Source organism: Conexibacter sp. CPCC 205762 (assembly GCF_030646155.1).
Taxonomy (GTDB): Bacteria; Actinomycetota; Thermoleophilia; order Solirubrobacterales; family Solirubrobacteraceae; genus Conexibacter.
The window spans coordinates 60,515-68,011 of the sequence record NZ_JAUTDN010000036.1; the positions used below are offsets into that span (position 1 = coordinate 60,515).

The following is a 7,497-nucleotide window of genomic DNA, read 5'->3' on the forward strand; positions in this document are numbered from 1 at the left end:
GCAGCCATGCCACTCGTCGAGACGGAGGACCGCGGCGCGGTCCGCCACCTGATCCTGAACCGGCCCGAGAAGCGCAACGCGATGCACGGCGAGCTGGTGCTCGCGCTCGGCGCGGCGCTGAAGGAGGCGGCGAACGCGCCCGAGGCGCGCGTCGTGGTGGTGCGCGGCGCGGGCGCGATGTTCTCCTCCGGGATGGACTTCAAGGCGCTCGGCGCGGTCGCCCAGCAGCCGGAGCACCTGCGCGCCTTCCGGCGCGAGTGCATCGACGCCTGGAACCTCGCCGAGGAGATGACCAAGCCGGTGATCGCGCAGATCCACGGCGGCTGCATCGGCGGGGCGCTGGAGCTGGCGCTCGCGGCCGACTTCCGCGTGGTCGCCGCCGACGCGGTGCTCGGCATGCCGGAGGTGCGGGTCGGGCTGGTGCCGGACGTCGGCGGCTCGACGCGGCTGCCGGCGCTGGTCGGCCTCGGGCGCGCGAAGGAGCTGATCATGACCGGCAAGCTGGTCGGCGCCGAGGAGGCCGAGCGGATCGGCCTCGCGACGCGCGTCGCGCCCGCCGACGAGCTGGACGCGGCGACGCAGCAGCTCGCCGACGAGCTGCTCGCCTGCGCGCCGATCGCGGTCGGTCTCGCGAAGCGGATCCTCGACGGCGTCGCGAAGCCGACGCTGGCGGCCTCACTGGAGCTGGAGGTCGCCGCGCAGCAGCTGTGCGCCCAGTCGGACGACTTCGCCGAAGGGGCCCAGGCGCTGGCCGAAAAACGGCCGCCTCAGTTCACGGGCCGCTGATCCCCGTGAACTTGCTGGTCTCCCAGACCAGCAACTTCACGCGGATGGCGGAGCGGGCGTCCAGTCGACCGGGCCGGCCGTGCTGACGTGCGAGCCGAGCGGGCGGCCGAGCACGTCGCGCACCATCCCGGTCGCGACGACCAGCGCCGGCAGGTCGATGCCGGTGCCGATCCCCATCTCCTCCAGCATCGAGACGACGTCCTCGGTCGCGACGTTGCCGGTGGCGCCGGCCGGAACCGGGCAGCCGCCCAGCTCCCCGAACGACGACTCGAACGACTCGACGCCGGCGTCGAGCGCGGCCAGCACGTTCGCCAGCCCCTGCCCGCGCGTGTTGTGGAAGTGGGCCGTCAGCTCGACCTCGGGCAGCGCCTCGCGCCACTGCGGGAACAGCTCGCGCACCTGGCGCGGGTTGGCCATCCCGGTCGTGTCGCCGAAGCCGATCTCCTGCGCGCCCGCGTCGACCAGCTCGCGCGCGATCCCGGCGACCCGCTGCGGCGGCACGACACCCTCGTAGGGGCAGCCGAACGCGGTCGAGATGACGGCCTCGCAGCGCAGGCCGGCCTCGCGCGCGCGGCCGATCACCAGCCGCAGCCCGTCAAGCGACTCGCCGATCGTGCGGTTGACGTTCTTGCGGTTGTGCGTCTCGCTGGCGGAGAGGAAGACGGAGACCTCGTGGAAGCGGTCGCGGTGCTCCAGCGCGCGCTCGAGGCCGCGCTCGTTCGGCACCAGCACGCTCAGCGAGACGCCGTCGGGGACGTCGACCGCCTCCAGCACGGCGGCGGCGTCGGCCAGCTGCGGGATCACGTCCGGCCGCACGAAGCTCGTCACCTCGATCCGTCTGAGGCCGGTGCGGGCGAGCTGGTCGATCAAGCGCACCTTGTCGTAGGTGTCGATCGTCTCCGGCTCGTTCTGGAAGCCGTCACGCGGCCCCACCTCGCGGATGCGCACCGTCTTCGACATGCTGCCGAGTCTAGCCCGCCGCCGTTCATATACTCGCCGCCATGCCCTCTCCCGTCACCATCGTCGGCGCGACCGGCGACCTCGGCTTCGGCCTCGCGCTGCGGCTCGCGCGCGCCGGCGTCGCGGTCACGATCGGCTCGCGCGACGCGGGCCGCGCCGCCGAGGCGGCTGAGCGCGTCGCCGCCGCCGTCCCCGGCGCCCAGGTCAGCGGCCTCGCCAACTCCGAGGCCGCCGCCGCCAACGACCTCGTCGTCCTCAGCGTCCCGTTCGCGACGCAGGCGGCGACGCTCAGATCGCTGAGAGAGGCGCTGAAGCCCGGCACGGTGCTGCTCGACGTGACGGTCCCGCTCGCCGCCGCCGTCGGCGGCCGCCCGACGCGCGTGCTGAGCGTCTGGCAGGGCTCCGCCGCGCAGCAGGCGCAGGAGCTGGTGCCCGACGGCGTGACGGTCGTCTCCGGCCTGCACACGGTCGCTGCCAGACACCTCGCCGACCTCGACCACGAGCTGGACGAGGACACGCTGCTGGCCGGCGACGACAGAGCCGCGAAGGCGCGCGTCGCCGCGCTGGTCGGGCTGATCGGAGGCCTGCGGCCGATCGACGCCGGACGGCTGGAGATGGCGCGCATCACCGAGCAGCTGACGGCGCTCGCGATCGGCATCAACATCCGCCACAAGGCGACCGCCGGCCTCAAGGTCACCGGTCTCCCGAACGGCTCCGCGTGGCAGTAGACGGCCCGGTCGTCGTCCTCGCGGGCGGGACCGGCGGCGCGAAGCTGGCGGCCGGCCTCGCGGCCGAGCTGCCGCCCGGCGAGCTGGTCGTGATCGCCAACACCGGCGACGACGTCGAGCTGTACGGCGCGCACGTCGCGCCCGACCCCGATCTCGTCTCGTTCTGGCTCGCCGGCCGCATCGACGCGCGCGGCTGGGGGCTCGACGGCGACACCTTCCACGTGATGGACGGCCTGCGCGAGCTGGGCGTCGAGGTCTGGTTCAACCTCGGCGACCGCGACCTCGCCTACGGGCTCGAGCGCGCCCGCCGGCTCGCCGCCGGCGACCGCCTGACCGACACGCTGCTCGACCTCGGCCGCGCGCTCGGCCTCGCCACGCGCGTGCTGCCGATGTCCGACGACCCGGTCCGCACGTTCGTGACCGCGCAGGGGCGCGTCTGGCCGTTCCAGGAGTTCATGATCGTCGGCAGAGCGGCCGGACCCGTCACGGGGCTGGAGTTCCGCGGCGCCGAGCAGGCGCGGCCGGCGCCGGAGGTGCTGGAGGCGATCGCCGCCGCGCGCGCGATCGTGGTCGGCCCGTCCAACCCGCTGCTGTCGATCGGCCCGATCCTCGCCGTGCCCGGCATCAGGGAGGCGCTCAAGGCCGCGCCGGCGCCGGTCGTCGCCGTCAGCCCGATCGTCGCCGGCCAGGTCGTCAAGGGACCGACCGCCGCCTTCCTCGAATACGCCGGTCAGCCGCTGTCGGCTTCTGGCGTCGCGGCGCTCTACGGGGACCTGCTCGACGGCATCGTCAGCGATGAGCCGCTGACCCCGCCAGCGCCCGCGATCCCCGTCCACACGGCCGATCTGCTGATGTCCGACGCCGCTTCACGAGCCCGTCTCGCACGCGCCGCGCTCGACTTCGCGACGACGCTCGCGGAGTCCGGCGGGCAACACCACTGATTGGTCGATCGGGCCGAAGGGTTACCGTACACCGCCGATGTCCACCTTTGCCATCCTGCCGGTCAAGCGCTTCGACGGCGCGAAGGGCCGCCTCGAACCGGCGCTCCAGGCCGGTCCGCGGCGGGCGCTCGCGGAAGCGATGTACGTCGACGTGCTGACCGCCCTGCGGCGCACTGCGGCGATCGACAGAGTGCTCGTGCTCACCGCCGATCCCGGCGCCCAGCGGGTCGCCGAGGGCTACGACGCGATCCCGCTCGACGACCCCTCCGAGAGCGGCCAGAACAGAGCCGTGCTGCGCGGTGTCGCGCACGCGCGCGAGCTGGGCGCCACGCGCGTCCTCTGCCTCGCCGGCGACACGCCGATGCTCGATCCGGTCGAGCTGGAGACGCTGCTCGGCCGCGCCCGCACCGCCGACCGCTACGCCGTGATCGTCCCCGACCGCCACATGAGCGGCACCAACGCGCTGCTGCTGCAGCCGCCGGACGTGCTGCAGCCGGCCTACGGCGTCGACTCGATGGCGCGCCACCGCGCGCTGGCGGAGAGCAACGGGATCGCGGTCGAGATCGCCGAGGTGCCGTCGCTGGCGCTCGACGTCGACACGCCCGACGACTTCACCGCGCTGAGAGAGCTGATCGCCTCCCGCCGCGGCGGGGCGGCGCACACGCGCGGCATGCTCAACCAGCTGTTGCGCACGACCCAGAGCAGCTAGCCCGTGAGCGCGTTCAGCGCGGTCGCGCTCGACGGGCTGCCGGAGATCGCCGCCGGCGCCGACCTCGCCGCGCTGCTGACGCAGGCCGCCGACGGCACCGCTGCGGTCGGCGGCTTCGCCGACGGCGACCTGCTCGTGCTCGCGCACAAGGCCGTCTCGAAGGCGGAGGGGCGCGTGCGGCGGCTCGCCGACGTGACGCCGTCGCCGCGCGCGCACGTGCTCGCCCAGCAGACGCCCGGCAAGGATCCGCGGCACGTGCAGGTCGTGCTCGACGAGACGGCTGAGCTGCTGCGCGCCGAGCGCGGCGTGCTGATCTGCGTCACGCACCACGGCTTCGTCTGCGCCAACGCCGGCGTCGACGCCTCCAACGCCCCGGCCGGCGCCGACGGGACGGTGATCCTGCTGCCGGCCGACCCCGACGCCTCGGCGCGCGCGCTGCGGGCGCGGCTGCGCGCGCTGACCGGCGCGCGGATCGGCGTGCTCGTGACCGACTCGTTCGGCCGCGCCTGGCGCAACGGCCAGGTCGACGTCGCGATCGGGATCGCCGGCGTACGGCCCGACGACGACTGGCGCGGGCGGACCGACAGCGTCGGCCGCGAGCTGCGCGCGACCTGGATCGCGACCGCCGACGAGCTGGCGGCGGCGGCCGACCTCGCGCGCGGCAAGGACTCGCGTCAGCCGGCGGTCGTGCTGCGCGGCTTCGCCGACCGGCTCAGCGACGACGACGGCCCCGGCGTCGGCCCGCTGCTGCGGGCCGCCGCCGAGGACATGTTCCGCCGCTGAGAACCTGTTTCAGAATGAGAGGGTCGTGTGAGGGGGCCGGATCGTGGATGCTGGGCGCGATCCGATCGGCCGACGAATGCTGGTGGCTTTGAGGCCGATCGGATCGTGATCCAGCGCCGCGAGACGGTTCCCTCACGCGATCCTCTTTCTGAAACAGGTTCTGACGCCTGCGCCCGCCGCTCAGCGGCAGACGACGGTCGCCTCGGCCGTCCGCCAGCGCTTCGCGACGACGTTCGCCGAGCAGCGCCGCTTGCCGTTGGCGCGCACGACGTAGCGGCCCGGGACGACGCGGAAGTTCGCGCCCTGGTGGCGCTTGACCGTGAGCTGGTCGACGAGCCGGCCGCGGCGGTCCAGCAGCGCGACTCTGCCGGCGATCGCGCTGCCGCGCTTGGCGCGGCGGATCGTCGCGGTGACGGTCGCCGTCGCCTGCTCGATCTGCAGCCGGATCGCATCCGGGCAGCCGGTGTAGTCGGCGACGTCGCCCGGCAGCTCGCGCAGCGCGATCCGCAGCACGCGGACGCTGTAGGCGCGCTGCAGCAGGCCGGTGCGGCTGGTCGAGCAGTCGTACAGGATCTGCGCGCTCTGGCCGTCGTCGCGGGCGTCGGAGCCGGCGCCGGCGTACGGCGTCGCCAGCGCGACGGCACTGTAGGCGGTGAGCGCGCAGGCGAGCATGGCCGCGCTTGCAGCGAGGAAGCGTTTCATCGTATGGACCCCTGTGACTTCGTTGGCGGGTGAAAGGAGCGCGCCTGCGAATAGAACGGGAGCCCGTGGAAGAGGTTGCGCGGTATCGCACGCGCACGGCCGGCGCCGCGGCGCCGGCCGTCGCTGTGCGGGTTCGTGTGGGGTGAGGCCTGCCGCTCAGCGGCAGACGACGGCCACGCGAGCGGTCTTCTTCGCTCTCGCGGTGACGCTCGCGACGCACTTCTTCTTGCCGTTGGCGCGCGCCGTGTATCTGCCCGGCAGCACCTTGAACGTCACGCTCTTGCCGCGCTTGACGGCCAGCTCGTCGACGACGCGGCCCTTGTAGAGCAGCGTCAGCTTGCCGGGCTTGCCGGAGATGCGCGCGGAGACGGTCGCGTTCGCTCTGCGCAGCTGCGCCTTGATCGCGTCGAGGCAGCCGGTGTACTCGGCGATGTCGCCCTTGACCTCCTTCTTGGCGAGGTTGAGGACGCGGGCGGAGTAGCGGTTCTTGAGCAGGCCGGTCGACGACTTCGTGCAGTCCTTGATGACCGTCGCGGCCGGACCGGTCGGCTTCTTCGGCTTCTTGGCGGCGCCGGCGGGCGTCGCCAGGACGGCGACGGAGAGCGCGATCAGCGTCGTCATGGCGACGGTTGCGGCGGCTGCTGCGATACGACGGGTCATGTCGGTTGCTTCCCCTCTCGGACGTTTGCCCCCACATACTGCCACGCAACTCGGGTTGACAACCGCTCGATCTGTCAACTACGGTTGCTCGGATGACCGACACCCTCCCCGATCTCCCGGCCGATCCGGCCGACGGGCTGGCCGCCGTCGTCGCGCTGCGGCGCCTCGCCGACCGGCTCGAGGACGCCGGAGTCGAGCGCGCGCTCGCTGACGGCTGGACCTGGGAGCAGATGTCCGAGGCGCTCGGCGTGACGCGCCAGGCGGTCCACAAGAAGCACGCGAAGCGACTGGCGGGCAGCGGGCTCGCCGCGACCAGGAGGAAGCGCTGATGTTCGAGCGGTTCGCGAAGGACGCCGCGAAGGTCGTCCACGACGCCGTCGAGGAGGCGGCGGCGCTCGGCTCGCCGACGATCGAGGCCGAGCACCTGCTGCTGGCGATCGCCGGCGGCCGCCATGGCGGCGCGACCTTCCTGCTGGAGGACGCCGGGCTCGACGCCGACGCGCTGATGGCGGCGCTGGAGCGGGAGCACGAGCTGAGCCTCGCCGCCGCCGGCGTCGCGATCGGCGACTTCGAGCTGCCCGCGACGCCGCCGCGCCCGCGCCGCACGCCGAGCTTCGCGACCTCCTCCAAGCGCGCGCTGGAGCGGGCGCTGAAGGTCGCGGTCGCCAACCACAGCCGCCGCGTCGGAGCGCTGCACCTGCTCGTCGGCGTGCTGCGGGCGGAGTTCGGCACCGTGCCGCGCGCGCTCGCCGGCGCGGAGGTCGACCGGATCGCGCTCGCGACACGGGCGGAGCGGATGCTGGGCTGAGCGCCGCGCGCCGCCCGCCCCGCGCCGCCCGCCCCGCGCTTCCCGCCGTGACGCTGCCCGCGGGAGCGGCGCGCCGATGCACCGGCCGCTGGTAGCGTCGCGGCCGATGGAGGAGCCTGCCGCTGCGCGCTACCCCGCCGTCGCGCTCGGCCGCGGCTGCTACGAGAGCTGGTACCTGAAGGCCGGCGACGCCGCCGCCGGGCAGGCGCTGTGGCTGCGCTACACGGTCCACAAGCGGCCGGGCGAGGCGCCGGTCGGCTCGCTGTGGGCGACGCTGTTCGAGCGCGACGAGGCGCCGCGCGCGGCGAAGACGACGCTGCCGCCCGACGAGCTGCGGCCGGGCGGAGGCAGCGCGGCGGCGGGCGGCGCCGGGGCGGGCGGCGCGGCAGCGGGCGGCGCCGGGGTCGGCGGTGCGGCAGC

10 protein-coding genes and 1 pseudogene are annotated in these 7,497 nt (G+C 74.2%); 8 read left to right on the forward strand and 3 right to left on the reverse strand.

Annotated elements, in window-relative coordinates:
- The first annotated feature begins 6 nt into the window (after positions 1–6).
- Entirely contained in the window at positions 7–786 is a 780-nt protein-coding gene (locus Q7L73_RS22285) for an enoyl-CoA hydratase/isomerase family protein (RefSeq protein WP_304693357.1), read from the forward strand.
- Positions 787–822: 36 nt separating this feature from the next.
- Here the strand turns inward: Q7L73_RS22285 and Q7L73_RS22290 are convergent, their stop codons facing one another.
- On the reverse strand, positions 823–1,746 hold the full coding sequence (locus Q7L73_RS22290) for a hydroxymethylglutaryl-CoA lyase (RefSeq protein ID WP_304693359.1): 924 nt from the start codon (positions 1,744–1,746) through the stop codon (positions 823–825).
- Positions 1,747–1,787: 41 nt separating this feature from the next.
- Between Q7L73_RS22290 and npdG the strand changes: the two genes are divergently transcribed.
- The 4 genes from npdG to cofE are packed head-to-tail and all read left to right on the forward strand — an operon-like array spanning position 1,788 to position 4,907.
- Positions 1,788–2,474, forward strand: coding sequence for an NADPH-dependent F420 reductase (npdG, locus tag Q7L73_RS22295; RefSeq protein WP_304693361.1), 687 nt, complete (start codon positions 1,788–1,790; stop codon positions 2,472–2,474).
- Positions 2,465–3,415, forward strand: coding sequence for a 2-phospho-L-lactate transferase (cofD, locus tag Q7L73_RS22300; RefSeq protein WP_304693363.1), 951 nt, complete (start codon positions 2,465–2,467; stop codon positions 3,413–3,415). The genes npdG and cofD overlap by 10 nt, the downstream gene beginning before the upstream one ends.
- A gap of 37 nt (positions 3,416–3,452) precedes the next feature.
- Positions 3,453–4,124 (forward strand): 2-phospho-L-lactate guanylyltransferase, encoded by a 672-nt coding sequence (cofC, locus tag Q7L73_RS22305; protein WP_304693365.1) that lies wholly within the window; start codon positions 3,453–3,455, stop codon positions 4,122–4,124.
- Positions 4,125–4,127: 3 nt separating this feature from the next.
- The gene (gene cofE, locus Q7L73_RS22310; protein ID WP_304693367.1) at positions 4,128–4,907 is read left to right on the forward strand and encodes a coenzyme F420-0:L-glutamate ligase; all 780 of its coding nucleotides are present in this window, start codon (positions 4,128–4,130) and stop codon (positions 4,905–4,907) included.
- Between the two features lie 180 nt (positions 4,908–5,087).
- On the opposite strand, the gene Q7L73_RS22315 is transcribed toward cofE, so the two are convergent.
- The gene (locus tag Q7L73_RS22315) at positions 5,088–5,609 is read right to left on the reverse strand and encodes a hypothetical protein (protein WP_304693369.1); all 522 of its coding nucleotides are present in this window, start codon (positions 5,607–5,609) and stop codon (positions 5,088–5,090) included.
- A 156-nt stretch (positions 5,610–5,765) separates the two neighbouring features.
- Entirely contained in the window at positions 5,766–6,269 is a 504-nt protein-coding gene (locus Q7L73_RS22320; RefSeq protein WP_304693370.1) for a hypothetical protein, read from the reverse strand.
- Between the two features lie 92 nt (positions 6,270–6,361).
- On the opposite strand from Q7L73_RS22320, the gene Q7L73_RS22325 reads away from it, so the two are divergent.
- The 3 genes and pseudogenes from Q7L73_RS22325 to Q7L73_RS22335 form a co-directional block, all read left to right on the forward strand.
- The gene (locus tag Q7L73_RS22325) at positions 6,362–6,598 is read left to right on the forward strand and encodes a helix-turn-helix domain-containing protein (protein ID WP_304693372.1); all 237 of its coding nucleotides are present in this window, start codon (positions 6,362–6,364) and stop codon (positions 6,596–6,598) included.
- Positions 6,598–7,077 carry a Clp protease N-terminal domain-containing protein gene (locus Q7L73_RS22330; RefSeq protein ID WP_304693374.1) on the forward strand — a complete coding sequence of 160 codons (480 nt, stop codon included), beginning with the start codon at positions 6,598–6,600 and terminating at the stop codon, positions 7,075–7,077. The genes Q7L73_RS22325 and Q7L73_RS22330 overlap by 1 nt, the downstream gene beginning before the upstream one ends.
- A 106-nt stretch (positions 7,078–7,183) precedes the next feature.
- Positions 7,184–7,497, forward strand: a pseudogene (locus Q7L73_RS22335) (hypothetical protein); the annotation flags it as partial.